Annotated in this window: 15 protein-coding genes and 1 pseudogene; 1 reads left to right on the top strand and 15 read right to left on the bottom strand. The window is 31.6% G+C overall.

The annotated features are described in order from the left end of the window. Positions 1-35 precede the first annotated feature (35 nt). The 13 genes from PHA78_RS04950 to PHA78_RS04890 form a co-directional block, all read right to left on the bottom strand. Complete coding sequence (locus tag PHA78_RS04950) at positions 36-176, bottom strand: hypothetical protein (RefSeq protein WP_017768968.1); 141 nt, start codon at positions 174-176, stop codon at positions 36-38. Positions 177-448: 272 nt separating this feature from the next. Continuing rightward, a complete protein-coding gene (locus PHA78_RS04945; RefSeq protein ID WP_017768969.1) occupies positions 449-670 on the bottom strand; it encodes a helix-turn-helix domain-containing protein in 222 nt (73 codons plus the stop codon). A gap of 136 nt (positions 671-806) precedes the next feature. Continuing rightward, positions 807-1,166, bottom strand: coding sequence for an SH3 domain-containing protein (locus PHA78_RS04940; protein WP_017768970.1), 360 nt, complete (start codon positions 1,164-1,166; stop codon positions 807-809). Positions 1,167-1,454: 288 nt separating this feature from the next. Further along, entirely contained in the window at positions 1,455-1,691 is a 237-nt protein-coding gene (locus tag PHA78_RS04935; protein ID WP_142350595.1) for a hypothetical protein, read from the bottom strand. After that, a complete protein-coding gene (locus tag PHA78_RS04930; protein ID WP_024375789.1) occupies positions 1,649-1,873 on the bottom strand; it encodes a hypothetical protein in 225 nt (74 codons plus the stop codon). The genes PHA78_RS04935 and PHA78_RS04930 overlap by 43 nt, the downstream gene beginning before the upstream one ends. Before the next feature lie 50 nt (positions 1,874-1,923). Beyond that, positions 1,924-2,178: a hypothetical protein gene (locus PHA78_RS04925; RefSeq protein ID WP_079267770.1), complete on the bottom strand. Its 255-nt coding sequence runs from the start codon at positions 2,176-2,178 to the stop codon at positions 1,924-1,926. 127 nt (positions 2,179-2,305) lie between these two features. Further along, entirely contained in the window at positions 2,306-3,547 is a 1,242-nt protein-coding gene (locus PHA78_RS04920) for a lanthionine synthetase C family protein (RefSeq protein ID WP_050572115.1), read from the bottom strand. Next, positions 3,544-5,322 (bottom strand): ABC transporter ATP-binding protein, encoded by a 1,779-nt coding sequence (locus PHA78_RS04915; RefSeq protein WP_225585635.1) that lies wholly within the window; start codon positions 5,320-5,322, stop codon positions 3,544-3,546. Before PHA78_RS04915 ends, PHA78_RS04920 begins: the two co-directional genes overlap by 4 nt. A 1-nt stretch (position 5,323) precedes the next feature. Continuing rightward, on the bottom strand, positions 5,324-8,317 hold the full coding sequence (locus PHA78_RS04910) for a lantibiotic dehydratase (protein ID WP_099779888.1): 2,994 nt from the start codon (positions 8,315-8,317) through the stop codon (positions 5,324-5,326). Positions 8,318-8,501: 184 nt separating this feature from the next. Beyond that, entirely contained in the window at positions 8,502-8,666 is a 165-nt protein-coding gene (locus PHA78_RS04905; RefSeq protein ID WP_079267797.1) for a gallidermin/nisin family lantibiotic, read from the bottom strand. A gap of 124 nt (positions 8,667-8,790) precedes the next feature. Next, positions 8,791-9,459 carry a hypothetical protein gene (locus PHA78_RS04900; protein ID WP_050571415.1) on the bottom strand — a complete coding sequence of 223 codons (669 nt, stop codon included), beginning with the start codon at positions 9,457-9,459 and terminating at the stop codon, positions 8,791-8,793. 2 nt (positions 9,460-9,461) lie between these two features. Continuing rightward, positions 9,462-10,181 (bottom strand): lantibiotic ABC transporter permease, encoded by a 720-nt coding sequence (locus PHA78_RS04895; protein ID WP_024376473.1) that lies wholly within the window; start codon positions 10,179-10,181, stop codon positions 9,462-9,464. After that, a complete protein-coding gene (locus tag PHA78_RS04890; protein ID WP_017768979.1) occupies positions 10,178-10,870 on the bottom strand; it encodes an ATP-binding cassette domain-containing protein in 693 nt (230 codons plus the stop codon). Before PHA78_RS04890 ends, PHA78_RS04895 begins: the two co-directional genes overlap by 4 nt. 267 nt (positions 10,871-11,137) lie before the next feature. Here PHA78_RS04890 and PHA78_RS04885 point away from each other — a divergent pair. After that, positions 11,138-12,417 (top strand): annotated as a pseudogene (locus tag PHA78_RS04885) (IS4 family transposase). A gap of 195 nt (positions 12,418-12,612) precedes the next feature. Here PHA78_RS04885 and PHA78_RS04880 read toward each other — a convergent pair. Both PHA78_RS04880 and PHA78_RS04875 read right to left on the bottom strand, forming a co-directional pair. Continuing rightward, positions 12,613-13,965 carry a sensor histidine kinase gene (locus PHA78_RS04880; protein WP_024376476.1) on the bottom strand — a complete coding sequence of 451 codons (1,353 nt, stop codon included), beginning with the start codon at positions 13,963-13,965 and terminating at the stop codon, positions 12,613-12,615. Beyond that, on the bottom strand, positions 13,958-14,641 hold the full coding sequence (locus PHA78_RS04875) for a response regulator transcription factor (RefSeq protein ID WP_017768982.1): 684 nt from the start codon (positions 14,639-14,641) through the stop codon (positions 13,958-13,960). Before PHA78_RS04875 ends, PHA78_RS04880 begins: the two co-directional genes overlap by 8 nt. Positions 14,642-14,643: the final 2 nt, after the last annotated feature.

The raw sequence follows: 14,643 nt of genomic DNA, 5'->3' as shown, positions 1-14,643 counted from the left end.
TTTACATAATTTACTGTTACTTGTCCGCTAAAAGTTTATATTTTTTCTAACTTTCTACCAAGTAAATCATCTAAAATATCCGTTAGGCTCAATGGCTTATCGGTAACCTTTACCGTTACTTTGTAGCCTTCAATGACAACCTGCGATGTGTCCTCACCTATTATTATTTTTGTCATACTATATTATTCCTTAAAATTTAAAATAATGACCTCAGCGGGAATGACTGGTTAGGTCATTCATGGGAGTTACACCCGCTGGCCTTTATCGCTGGCAGCCCGAACGTGCAGAAGTATCATTATCCTTAATTTGTGTCTTGGCAGATAGAATACCATTCTATTTTATAGCTGATTTTGTTCGCTCATATCATGGCGAATCAAGCTAAACTGCTCGACAAATAAGAAAGTCCCACCTTGGTCTATTCAGTTGTCAATGAACAAACAAGGAGAGACTATTTTTTATGATGAAGGCGATAAGGATAATCTGTTAAACCAAGCAAATAATCGGTACTAACATGATATAAAGTTGATAGTTTAATTAAGTATTCGATTGATAATTGTCTTTTACCATTTTCAAGCCTTGAATAAGCTGATTGACTACAGGATAAATACTTTGCAAGATAGTCTTGAGAGTAATCTTTATCCTCTCTTAAATCCTTAACACGCCTATACATCCGTCCACTCCTAACACCATTATAGTCAAGCTTTGAACGAATCTTATAATTTATGCCAGATTGGCATAAATTATTGTAAAAAAGAGGGATAGCACTAAAATGAATTACTCACAAAGTGCTATTCCCTTCAATTCAGTTAACTAATCGCAATATATCTTCTATTACCACTATAAGCAATGTACGAAATCCATTGGCGTCCTGAAACGTTTGAAATTACAACATCAAAAGTACCTAACTGATCATTTTTGTTTTGAATGTTAGTTGTTCCTTTGACAACAGGCGAAACTGGTTTGGCTAACTGGTTAATAGCGATATATCTGCGTGCCCCAGAATATGAAACATATGATATCCACTCATGATTATCGGCTACTAATGTTTTATCATAATTGACTGTATCTCCACTGTCATAATAAGCTATGTCGGTACTATAGATTTTAGGTTCTGATTTAATGCCTTTACGGCTAGTAAATCTATATGTTCCAGGCTGAAGTAACATAGTTCCTAGATTAGTCTGTCCTCCTGAAGAATTACCGCCTGATGCATCAGAAGAATTACTGCTAGTTAAATCTTTAAAATGAACAAAGCCAGTATATGCTGAAATCGGTTGTATTCGCGTGTGATAAGCATAATCCCAGTTCCAGTTATATTCTTCTACTGTTACTGTATTTCCTGATACTGAGGCAACCCAAGAAACATGCCCAAATGTTCCATTTGTTGTCCAAGCTACTGAGCCAACAGCTGGAGTATTATCTACTCAATAGCCTAATCGACGGGCTATATTCCCCTACTGTCCAGCATCTCCCATTGCTCTTGGAACTTCAAATTTGTTTACGCTATGTAACCTATGCGCTACAAATGAAGTACATGTTGATTTATTGTATCCCCAAGTATCAAACTCATCTGGTCTCTTTTTCCAACTAGCTGGATAATCATCACCTATTACTTTCCCTGCTCTAGAAGTAGCTCCTTTAGATAATTTCAAATCATTATTTTGCTCAAGGAAGTCTTCAATTGCAACCAAATCGTCATCAAAAATCCACCATCTTTGCTAGATTTAACTTCATTAGTAGCTTGTTTTACAACCTCTACCGGGATTGTATCATTCAAGTCCTCTGTAATTGCTGACTGTTTAGATAATTCTTCATCTGCAGGCTCTGCTTTGCTTGATTCTGGCGAAGTAGCCGTTACACTTTCTGTATGCACCGCTAACTCGTCTAGTATATTTGATTCAGCTTGTTTTTTACATCAATATTTTAGGAATAAGCTATTTTCCCATTAGAAACATCTATATTAGTTTTGACGTCTTCAAGACTATCATTAATTTTTTCGTTTTCTAATGGTACATCATCCATTTGAGAGAATTCCTCAGCTATTTCATTCCCAGAAGCAGTATTTTGATTGACTATAACTTCTTGAAAAGCGATTGCAGCTGCTATTTCATCTGCAGATACACTCTTCTGAGTTGCCCCAAATAAACATACCACAAGCAACACTGAAGTAACACCAATTGAATACTTGCGTACAGAAAAACGTTGACGCTCAGTTGATCAAAATTCTTTTTTCATGAATTTGTACTCCTTTACACTTGATATTGTAAAGTTAAAAGTTCAGGGTTTGTTCAGAATATCGAACCGTTTATTCAAAAATTATATCCTTAAATAAAAGTAGTCCTGCCTGCCAATAGGTGTTCACATTCTTTGAATATATGTGCAACATAGATAATAAAACACCCACATCGCCATTTAAATAGCCAAACTGTGAAATTATTTGTAATTCGTTATTCCTTTTGGACTGCAGGTATTGGGTAATTTTTTTATCAAAATCATAAATATATTTATCAAATTCATCTGTTTGATATACATACTTGAAAAATTGACATATTTCTAGTAATCCAGCATAACCATGACATAAAATAGGAGAATCTATTCCAGCTTGTCTTTCCATTGAAGTTTTTAAAATTTCGACTGCTTTATTCTTGAGATACTCATCATTTAATGCAACTCCGCAATACATATATAATAGAGATATGCCTGGACTACCATAGCACCATGCATCAATATTTGGTAAGAATTTAGAATTAGAATATCCTTGTTTTAATTCATCAATATCTAATCCATCCTTCCATGTATACAAACTAGGTGTTTCAAATTGTTCATATACATCAATGATATGTCGCAAGGTTTCTTCAATTTGACAACTAAAGTTTCCTTTTATCATTGTGTAAGCTAAAGCAATTCCAACTCCCGCTAAGCCATGTGCTACCCCTAAATTTAAGCAACCTTTGGGAAATAGTACGCTCTCCGATTCAGACATTTGATTTTGAGAAGTGACATAAAAAATATCGTTCCATATATCCTCTTTGAATGAACTAGTCAAAAAATTTACAATTTTTCTTTGAACATCTTTTAACCTTTCTCTATCATGAAGCGAGATATAAACTAAGATACCAGATACTCCCTCTATAATATCATAGTCTGTTGGGGACATATTTCCCGTATCTATCGAAGGTAAAAATTCACTAACGAAATATTCGATATATTCATCTAAACTTTCCACTAATCTTTTATACTTATTTTCATTTAAATGTAATAAGCTAATCCCAATTCCAGCAGCACCCGAATACAGAGAGCCTGTCATAACACCTCTTTCTGATAATATTGAAACTAGAATTTCAATATAAGAAGTCAGTTTTTCTTCATATGAACTCACGTGATTACTGTTCAGTTCCGATACTAGTAATATATAACCTGGAAGTCCACGTGATAAAGTCACAACATCATAGTTATTATTACTATTTATAATGTTATCAAGTTCAAAATCATATTCAGCTATTGTTATTTTTGAGACATCTTCAAGTAATTCATCCATTTTCATCATAATTCCTCATATTGTTCTGAATAGTACATTTTTTTATAGTGCTCATTTGTCCTTAATAAAGTTTCATGATTACCCACTCCATCAACTTTTCCATCTTTCATTACAATAATCTTATCTGCTTTTTTAGCTGACTTTAAATTGTGTGAAATAAAAATAGATACATGGTCACGAGAAAGCTCTATGAATTTATCGAATATTTCTTTTTCAGATACTGGGTCTAGTGCTGAACTTGGTTCATCTAAAATATAAACAGAAGCATTTTTTAAGAAAGTCCTTACTAAGGCTAATTTTTGCCATTGACCACCAGACAATTGGCGCCCATCTTGAAACCAAGTCCCCAATTGCATATCAATATCCCGATCCACTTCAAAAGAAAATTTCTTTAAAGCTAACTTAATAGCTTGTGTATCGTTTAAAATTTCTAAATTACTTAATGCTATATTTTCTCTCAAAGTTAATTCATATTTAACAAAGTCTTGAAAAAGAACTGATACATGCTTTTGATAAAAGGCTAAATCTAAATTTTTATTCGAGATACCATTAAATACTATCTCACCTTGACTTGGCTTATAAAGCCCACATAATAATTTTACTAATGTACTTTTACCCGAACCATTTTTCCCCACAATAGCGACAAGTTCACCACATTTAAAACTTAGGCTGATTTCTGATAATGCATTAATAGAACTATTGGGATAACAATAACTAACATCCACTAAATTGATTTCTGATACTTCCTTTAGTGAAATATCTGTGTTATTTATATATATATTTGATTGATCATATTGCTCTGACTCAAAAAAGTTAAATAATTGCTCCATGAATAAGCTAGTATTATATATTATATATACGCTCTGTATCATAGATTGAGAGTACGTATTGATTCTTGTAAGAGCCTGAATAAGACTTATTAGATTTCCTAATAAAATCTCCCCTGCTCTAACAGCAGAAATTAACATTATGATAACTAAACAATTTATAAAATTCAGCAAAATGTCTAAAATAGCATTAAAAATATTCTTTTTCTTTGAAATTTCCGAATCTTGAGAAATAAATTCTTCTTTTATTAAACTAAACTTATTAATTAAATAGTCACTGATGTTATTTAATTTAATTTCCTTAAATGAAAAGTCATGTGTTAATAAGTAGATATAATACCAGACTTTTCTCTCAGCACCAACACGATTCCATTGGATTAAAAATTCTAGTTGTCCAATTTTTAAAAAAGTGACTAAAGAAATAAGAGGTATGCACAACAAAAAAAGTGCAATACTAGTTTTCCATGTACTTATATAAAATAAACAAACTAGTAAAGAAATAATAGAGGAAAAGAAACTTATGATAGCATTGAATAATTGATATGGTTTATATGTACTATCCTGTGTTAGATTCTCAACTAGGTTATATGTGTCAGCATTTTCAAAATCAGCCAATTCTAGTGAAGATGTTTTTGTAATCAATTTTTTACTTAAGCTATAAGATAAATTTAAATTGAACTTCTCTAGGAAAAATGCATTAATTTGTACAAAAATAGAACTAACACTTTGCACTATAAAATATATGACTAATGTTTGTAAAACTTTATTAGACTGCAACAAAATTGCATTTATTAACTCTTGATAAACGTAAAATATGCCTAATGGAAATAGAGCTATTAATACATTGATAACAATTAAATATGTGGCATATTTCTTTTCTAGTCGAAAAATTAACTTTAATGTATTTGGAATCGTGAATACTGTAGACAATAATTGTTTGGAGGTAATTTTATCCATATTACTTATCCTTTGTAAATTTTTCATTTTGAAAGACCAATCTTAAAATATTATATATCTCTTTTTCTTGTTCTCGATCAATACCTATTAATCTATTATTATGAACATGGATTATACTATCCACAATAGATGTTTTTCGGAATTTTTCGAACTTATTTATTTTGAACTGGATAGAGTGAAGCAATATACTTAGTTCAGTTATTATAGGAAAATTTGATTGGAGATTATTCTTCAAAATATAATTTTTTATCATATTTATATAGTGATGCTTTGTTTTATTCAAATTCTTTGATCTATTTGATGGGGAAACATCCTCTAGGAATTCAATAATTGAGTCATCTCTTATAAAGAGAGTTTTTAAATATATGTAATTAACCAAAACCGCATAATCTAAAATAGATAGCTCGGAGTCAAGTTTAGAGGAATTAATCATTTCAATACAAATTTGAGAATCTACACAGAAGATATCTTCAATTTCTCTCATAAGTAAACTACCACCATATCTTTCAAGCTCTCTCTCATAGATATCAATTGAAAATGTAGAAACAATACAGTTTTTTATTGCTTCATTTATAATTGATAGTACACTATAATACAATTCTATATTCTCTGATAATCCTGATATTCTAAGCCTGATATGAGGTTTGGGATCCCTATACCTTAAGTAAAAGACCTTACCTTCATTTTCTAAAATATGATTCTTAAGTCTCGTTAAATAACCTATTAGAAACTCATCCTGCCTATCTTCTGATATATAAATTTTAAAGTACGTCCACTCTTGAAATGGTAATTGCCTACGTTCTCGATCCATCAATTCAAAATCCTGAGTTTCCACAATTTTTTTATAACCGTGCGAACAATTACTCAAATAATTTGTATTTCTAAAAGGAATCACTAAATCAGACGATGTTGATTTCCCGTTTCTCACTACCGGACTATCATCTCCTATGACCTCAGTTAAAATTAACTGAGTTTTATTTTGGAAGCTGCTAGATAACAGATTTTCAAAACTATTGTAATCCAATTGTTTAGTTAAGTTGATAAGGATTCTACTATCTCCTTCTTCGATATAGAAAGTTTGAGGTAGACCATATTTTTTTACAATTTGATTAACTGAGTTCATAGTATCATTAACACGAACACGCCACTTTGCAGGAGCTATGATAATATCTTCAAAAGTCAATCTAGGTACATAACTAAAATTTTTATAAATTATTTCCCAAGGTATTTTTCCAATATTATTTTTTATTGAAATTTCAACTAAAAATCTTAGCTCATTACAAAATAACGTCAAATTGTACATATTGGTAGAATAAAATCTGATAAACTCTCCACTTCTTATATCCCTAGCGTAAAATTTCAAATCTGAGCTAAGTCCTATATAAATATCTTCTAATAAAATTTTCTTACCAGAAACATCTGTAGATATAGGAAGGCAGAAATTTCTATTTGAAACAGTATTCATAATATTTCTATGCCTCAAGTTCTCTGGTAAAAATAAAATTTCGCAAGTACTAATATTATCTAAGTCCCCAATTCTATCTTCATGTTGTAATAGTTTCTCATGAAAATTCTGTAGAGTGCCACTCAAGCCAGCAAAACGACCGGAACCGCCACCTAATGTATTTGAACCAATAATATTACTAAGACTAAAGATTGTTTTACCATCCTTTTTTACCATATTAAAAAAAAGATCAAAACCGTCTATATTAGATAACTTTTCTGAATTAATTTTTTCATAATGATTTACTATTGATGAAAGTTCAATAGGTCTTCGCTCACTAACTGCTTTAGTATATAGATCCAGATACATTTGTTCTTCCGCTTCGGAGTAAAATTCAAAAGGTGGTTCCTCCATTATGAAATCATTACTAGGATGATTATAACCAAATGGAGCTCCTAAACCAATACAGGGATCCAATAGTTCAACTAATTTGACTTCTCTTTCAAGTCCATATTTTTCTAAAAAAGCTTCTGAATAGTAATCAAGATGTGTTTTATTAGTAGATTCTGTTGAAAGAGCTATGAAGTTTGCAAATCTTTCGAACTTCTCTTGTATTTGAGTTGAGAATGAAAACTCAGAATAGTTAGATATCAGATCAATTTTAAGGTACGATTTACTTCTTACGATTGATGACATTGTTTCATAAATTTTTTCTAAGAGTGCAACCCCTTCTCCAATTGGAAGTTTCGAGTATAAATCAATCATTTCAAAAATATTACGCAATGAAGTTTTTATATGAATGTCTATATAATTACGTGAAATAAAATCTAACAATTTTTCTCTTGGTGAACCGCATAGTATATCTTTTTGAATATCCGATAAAAGGTAATGATTTTTTATTAAAGTTAAAATATAGTCCTCGGCAAGATTAGAACTTTCTATTCCATATACACTAACTAACTCTTCAATAAGTTTTCGATAATTACAGTAACCCCGACTACAATTTTTTGAAATTATTTTATATACTGAAGTTTCCCTAATACTAATTTTTTCTTGATCTTCAATGAGTGAGTAAAGTTGATAAATCCTATCACCTTTTTTATAACAAGCATTATTAATAGTAAAACTTAGTGAGTTGTAGTACTCAGATTCAAATTTATAGACTAATAACATTAACCATTCAGCATCCAATGTAATAATTTTATTTACATTTTCATTAAGTTTCATATGATTATTCTCTTGAAATGTCCCTATAGAGGTTTCGCTGAATAATCCCAATGGAGTTGGCCTTCCATGAGAACGTTTATAATATCGATATACTGAAATTGCAATTTTATCTACTTTTTTAGTATTAGAAATGTTACCTTGATAGTATTTTAGTAGTTGATAGTAGAGAGACGAATTGGCAAAAAATAATTGCTCTAAAAACATTTGATCATTCTTCAAATGTTCTAAAAAGTCAATATTATTCACAAAATTTTTAGTCTGAGTTTCTAAAATTGAACTTCGAATTAAATAAGAATCTGTCTTAAAATATTTGTCATTCACCATTTTTCCTATCTCCTTTGGTATTTCATAACTTCATTTAGTGATTATAGATTAGTGATTATAGATTTTAAATAAATTACATTCTACAGCATTTATTTTACTTTTATCAGCTTTATTCAATATCGAACAAAACTGATAAAAATAAAGGTAGCATGACTAAATAGCTGCTACCCAAATAAAAAGTTAATTAGTGACAGTTACATGAAACTGTTGGTGTCTTATGACATCCCATAATTCTACCTGTAATACAACCAGCTGTACATAATGAGATACTAGTAATACGTGGTGAAGCACCCTGTTTTTTTTCTTTTGAAGTTGACACTAGGTCAAGATTAAAATCATTATTTTGCATTATAATTTCCTCCAATTTTTGAAATTTATTTTATTTGTTCGAACACCTGTATTATAATACTCGTATTTCAGAATTTGTTCAGAAAAAATTTTTCTATATATATTTTTTTGAATAAAATGATTAATTACTTCAATATTTTAATTTTTGAGTATTTTAGTAAATATATTTGAGCTAAAAATAGCAAAACTATCCAACTGATAAAGATAGATAGGTTTACTAAATACCCATCTACAGGTTCTAAAATCATATTAATTGGTAGTGCTATTGGTAACCAGTGCATCTCTAAAAATACCTTATTTGTTGCAAAGATAATAAGTAAACACTCAATAAACGCTACAATCAAATTCCCACTATTTCCTAAAAGAAAGGCTAACAATAAGTGAAAATGATTTAGGAAAGCACTTAATAACCAATAGATTAATCCAACTGTTAAATATGAATCTTGCTTGAAAACTAAGTATAATAAGCTCCATACCCCAATTGTTGGTAGTAAAAGCATTAAATCTAAAATTATGATCTTAGCCGCCCATAACTTAGCTCCTTCCCGTTCACTAATCAATATTTGAAAGTGATTAGCCTGCTCTTCTTGTTCACAAATCAAAATAGCTACTAAGCTAATGATTACTGCAATAACTAGCATTGGAAAGAAGATAGCAGCTTCTAAAGCTTTACTACTTTTCACAAATATTAAATATGGCAAAATCGTGATTATTTCAATTAGCGAAAAACCTAATATAAGATAGCTTGGATATGACATTTTAATTTTCAGCCACTCACTTTGAATTATTTTCATATTCATTCCTTCTTTCGATACATTAACATACAAATAATAAGCGTTAACATTGCTGACAAGAGTACACACAATAAAACTATGGAATGATTTAGATTTCCAAAACTTTGTTCTAAGTCACCAGACGGTCGTAAATGTAGTATAGTCTGTGCCACCTTGTAATGATAGGTATAAGGAAAAATAAACCAGAACTTTGTCTGTGCAATCAATGGTGCAATCAAAAGGCAAATAAAAGTGTTCCCAACTACAAGCAGGTAAGGGTTTAACTTATCTGATAAATAATACAGAAAAGCTATATTCCAAACCACACTTAATAGCATAAACAATAATGTTATTGAATCATGTAAAGTATTAACCTCCATATAATTCGGATATAAATAGCTTTCCATTACTTTTATGATAAGCATCAAGAATGCACTTGAAAAAAAGACTTGAACTGCTACTAAAATCATTTTAGATACCCGAATTTTATATCCTAATTTTCCTAAAGTAACATTTTGAAATTGACCTGCCTTCTCTTCGCTTTTAAAATCCTTAAGAAAAAGTAACCCCACTAAAGCAAAGAGAAATAGTGCCTCCCACCAATAAATTGTAAAACTTTCTAAAATCTGTGGTCCAACTAATAAGAAAGCAATCAATGCTGCTAACAAGGGGAGGGCTACCAATAGTTTCCTATAACTATTATTATTTATTTTCAAAAACTCTGATCGGATAATATTTTTCATTTCAAACCTCCATGAACAATGTTAAAGAAAATCTTTTCTAAGTTATCATCGTGATTATTTAATTCGTTATAGCAAATATAGCCCTCATTTAAGATTACAATATTATCAGCCACCTTACTGATTTCATGCAATTGATGACTTGAGATAAGAATTGTCATCCCATTCCTCTGCAAATCCTTCAATAAATCTAATAGTTCCTTAATTCCATCTGGATCTAACCCATTTGTTGGTTCATCAAGAATAAGTAAACTCGGGTTCGTCAAAATAGCCATTCCTAAGCCCAAGCGTTGCTTCATTCCTAAAGAAAACTTACCTGCTTTCTTTCTTCCAGTATTTTCTAGCCCAATCTTTTTTAAAACTTCTTTAATTCGATCATCTGTAATATCATACAGCAATGCTTTGGTTTTTAAATTATCAAATGCTGAAAGATTCATATAGATAGCAGGTGTTTCTATTAAAGCTCCTATTCTATCATTATATTCATTTACTTGACGTTTACGATTATCAAAAAAGATCTCTCCACTTGTTTCCTTCTCTAAACCAAACATAATTTTCATTAGTGTTGATTTTCCTGCTCCATTCACACCTAATAAGCCACAGATACTGCCAGCTTTAATTGTGAAATTAACACCCTTTAGTACATGTCTATCTCCATAATTTTTGGATAGATTATTGATTTTTACTTGCATAAATAGTTTCCTCCTTACTTTATACAAACATCATATTACTTCTTGTTCAGATTTTGTTCAGAGTCAAAACTTTTATGAAAACGAGTCATTTTTCTTATAGGAAGAAATCTCCTAAGGCGTTTTCAGTTAGAGCAACTATCTCAAAATCATATAAAAAAAGATAGTCACTCCTTGAACAATGTCATTAAGTTAAATCCCCTACTACTCCAAATTTTGAGTGGCAGGGGATTTTTTTCTATGTTAGACTAAAAATAAAAGGAGAAAATCATGTTTGACCAAATTAAAAGTCATTTGCTTAATAGTATTGATGACATCGTTTCAGATGCCAACCAGTTTGTCCGTCAACCAGCAAAAGATTTCAGTCGAAACAGCCCATTGACCATGAAAACGATGTTGAAATCTCTCCTTGCCTTGGGTGGCAAGAGTTTAGCTAAAGAACTGCTGGATCTGGACTTGCCGTCTCTCAGTCTGCTTTCGTTCAACGACGTTATCAGATTAAATTCCAAGCATTTGAAAGGCATTTTAGAGATTTTACTGCTAAAATCCCCACTGTTAACCCTATGCCAATCTTAGCTGTGGATGGCAGTGATGTCATTTTGCCTAGAAATCGCTTTGATAAGACGACCTGTATCCAAACGGGGGCAAATCGTACGCCTTACAATTTGACTCATATCAATGCACTTTACGATTTAGAAAACGCTGTTTATCGTGACCTGCGGATTCAAGACAAGGTCGATAATGATGAATCATTGACATGATGGAGAATTCTCCCTTTCGCACGAGCACTTGTCATCGTGGATAGAGGCTATGAATCTTACAATGTCATGGTCCATTGCCAAGAGAAAAATTGGTTGTATGTCATCCGAATTCGGGATGGAAATGCCTCCATCAAATCAGGTTTGAACCTGCCTGACACGCCTTGTTTTGATGAACATTTCAACCTCAAACTCTGTCGGAAACAAACCCAGGAGATGAAGCAAAACTATCGAGACTTTCCCAACCAATATCACTATTTAACGCATCACTACCCTTTTGATTTCTTACCGAGCTCTAGTCGAAAAGCGGAACCCATCAGCTTTTATGAGCTAACATTTCGTATGGTACGACTGGAAATCCAACCTGGTTGCTATGAAACCTTAGTTACAAATACAGATAATCCCGTGGAAAAATTAAAAGACCTCTATGCCAGCAGCTGGAGCATAGAGACCAGTTTTCGTGACCTTAAATACAGTGTGGGGTTGACTCATTTTCATGCCAAAAAGAAGGAAGGGATTCTCCAAGAAATCTATGCACGTTTTATCAATGTTAACTTTTGTAAATGGCTCATCTCACATGTTACCATTAAACAATCAAAGGCGAAAAAAGCTTATAAAATCAACTTTTCAGACGCTGTTTATGCCTGTCAAAAATTTCTCAGAGGTATACTTGCTTCCTCCAAATTGAACACCTACATAGCCAAGCATTTATCCATTGTTCGACCCAATCGAACATTTCCAAGAATGATAAAAAGCCAAAGTCCAGTAAGTTTCACTTATAGAGTTCCATAATTAATGAAAAATGGGGGAAAAAACTTTCCTTTTGTGCGGCCAAAATGCGATAAAAAGCACAACCTATCCCAGAATATGCACTAATATACGAGTGTAGGAATAGGTTGTTTGATGAAGGATGAGGTTAACTTAATGACATTGACTCCTTGAATGCTATCCTTTATTCCTATGATATAATAAAATTCAATTTTTACTTCATAAGAGTTTGTTCTTAATATACAATTCCACTTTTGCTCCTCCAGTTTCAGGATTTGTCAAAACTAATCTTCCTTCATGTTTTTGGGCAACTTTCTGGGCAAATGATAATCCAATTCCATAATGACTACTACTTCGACCAAAATTTTCAGTGTAAAATAATTTATTAGCGTTACTAAGAGCCTCTGGTGTGAATGCTGAACCGCTATTCCAAACTTCAAAAATAAGAAAATCTGCTGTATCTTTTACTGATAATATAACCTTTTTTTCAGCGTTAGCGTAACGTGCTGCATTTGCCAAAATATTAATTAATGCTCTATTCAAATTAAGTTGATTCCCATAAAAATTCTTAGCTGATGTCGAATTAGTAAGTTCGAACGTCACCTTTTTGGTAACCATAATATCCTCAGCTTCGGCCAATAAATCATCTAAAAATTCTGATAAAAAAATATTTTTATGAGATTCTCCATCTTCAATTAAAAGTCTCGAATAGCTTAACATCTCATTAAAATACTTTTCAAAAGTATTAATGCTATGGTTCATCGAAGAGATAAAATCTTCTTGTTGCTCTGTCAAATTAGTCATTTCAAGTAACTCGAGATTTCCCTTTAATACAGTTAGTGGCGTTTTGATATCATGAGCTAGAGCACCAACTTGGAAAGAAAAATCTTTCTTCTCCGATTTTTCTTTTTCAATAAGTGTCGCTAAATCATTGCCCTTTCTATGAAGAGTCTTTAAAACAGCATCAAACTCATCAATTTGAGAATATCTATCATTGAGCGGGAAAGCTCTACTTCCCATCTGGACAGACGTATTCTGAATAGATCTAAAATTTGCAGAAATCTCTTTTATGTATCTCGTTAAACAAATAATAATTGACAGAGCAAAAAGTAAGAGAAATAAAGTTATAGTCAGGTAATTATAGGGAATTTTTCTAAAATATTGATTTGAAAATTCTGGGACTTCACTATATCTGACAACTAAAAAATAATCGTCAGTTTGAAACTGTTCATAATGTATCAAATCTACTTTGAGATTTTTCTGCTTTTCTATCACTGATTTATAGTAATGCAATTCATTATTGACGAAATGACCTTGACTGACCTCTTCTGACATTCTACTAAAAATAGCAAAGTCATATCTATAAGGCTTCATAACCTCACTAAGTTCCTCAGCCGTCATCTCTTTCTGTATAGGGAAGTCCATTCCTGTCGTTCCATATGTCACAAGACCTAACTCGGAAAGCACAGCTGATAAAAATAAAATCACTACTACATTACAAATTGTCAAAATAATAACTTCAAAAACAACTTTCCAACTTCTCTGCTTTATCGAATAGTTCTTTTTAGTCATACCACTTGTATCCCATGCCTCTTATTGTACGAATCGGATTAATTCCATATGGCGAAAATTTCCCTCTTATTTGATATATATATTCAGAAATAGACCTAAACAATGCATCAGCCTCGTCATCATATACTTGCTCATAAATATCTTCCCTTGTGTAAACTTTATTGGTTTTACGTGATAACAATTCTAAAATATCATACTCTCTTCGAGTAAGAGGTATAATGTCTCCATTAATACAAACTTGTTTTTCCTGAAGATAGAAAGTGATGGGGAGCAATTCTCTAACAACGCTTTCTTTCTCTTTAGAAGTCTTGTGCCTCTCCTCTCTCTTTAGATGAGCAGCGACCTTTGCTACTAATTGATGGACACTAAACGGTTTAGTAATATAATCATCTCCGCCTAAATTTAAACCTGATACAATATCATTTTCACTATCTCTAGCGCTTACGAAGACAATTGGTGTATCTACTTCATCACGAATTTTTTTACAAATCTGTAGTCCGTCAATATTAGGCATCATGACATCAAGAAGTATTAAATCAAAACCTTTAAAATCATTAATAGAAAGAGGAACTTTAACCTCTTGGTAGGTTGTTACCTCATAATTTCTCATCTCTAAAATAGTTCTCATCAGTTTCAAAATTTCAAAATCATCATCTACAGCTAATATCTTATACATCC

Origin of the sequence: Streptococcus sp. HN38, from assembly GCF_028335765.1 — a bacterium.
Taxonomy (GTDB): Bacteria; Bacillota; Bacilli; order Lactobacillales; family Streptococcaceae; genus Streptococcus; species Streptococcus suis_P.
Note: the sequence above shows the minus strand (reverse complement) of the source record. Positions and strands in the feature narration are given on the sequence as shown.

What these genes read in the sequence shown, in the direction of transcription:
- PHA78_RS04950 (WP_017768968.1), bottom strand. Translation starts at nt 176, where the DNA reads ATGACAAAAATAATAATAGGTGAGGACACATCGCAGGTTGTCATTGAA.
- PHA78_RS04945 (WP_017768969.1), bottom strand. Translation starts at nt 670, where the DNA reads ATGTATAGGCGTGTTAAGGATTTAAGAGAGGATAAAGATTACTCTCAA.
- PHA78_RS04940 (WP_017768970.1), bottom strand. Translation starts at nt 1,166, where the DNA reads ATGTTACTTCAGCCTGGAACATATAGATTTACTAGCCGTAAAGGCATT.
- PHA78_RS04920 (WP_050572115.1), bottom strand. Translation starts at nt 3,547, where the DNA reads ATGATGAAAATGGATGAATTACTTGAAGATGTCTCAAAAATAACAATA.
- PHA78_RS04915 (WP_225585635.1), bottom strand. Translation starts at nt 5,322, where the DNA reads ATGGATAAAATTACCTCCAAACAATTATTGTCTACAGTATTCACGATT.
- PHA78_RS04910 (WP_099779888.1), bottom strand. Translation starts at nt 8,317, where the DNA reads ATGGTGAATGACAAATATTTTAAGACAGATTCTTATTTAATTCGAAGT.
- PHA78_RS04905 (WP_079267797.1), bottom strand. Translation starts at nt 8,666, where the DNA reads ATGCAAAATAATGATTTTAATCTTGACCTAGTGTCAACTTCAAAAGAA.
- PHA78_RS04900 (WP_050571415.1), bottom strand. Translation starts at nt 9,459, where the DNA reads ATGAAAATAATTCAAAGTGAGTGGCTGAAAATTAAAATGTCATATCCA.
- PHA78_RS04895 (WP_024376473.1), bottom strand. Translation starts at nt 10,181, where the DNA reads ATGAAAAATATTATCCGATCAGAGTTTTTGAAAATAAATAATAATAGT.
- PHA78_RS04890 (WP_017768979.1), bottom strand. Translation starts at nt 10,870, where the DNA reads ATGCAAGTAAAAATCAATAATCTATCCAAAAATTATGGAGATAGACAT.
- PHA78_RS04880 (WP_024376476.1), bottom strand. Translation starts at nt 13,965, where the DNA reads ATGACTAAAAAGAACTATTCGATAAAGCAGAGAAGTTGGAAAGTTGTT.
- PHA78_RS04875 (WP_017768982.1), bottom strand. Translation starts at nt 14,641, where the DNA reads ATGTATAAGATATTAGCTGTAGATGATGATTTTGAAATTTTGAAACTG.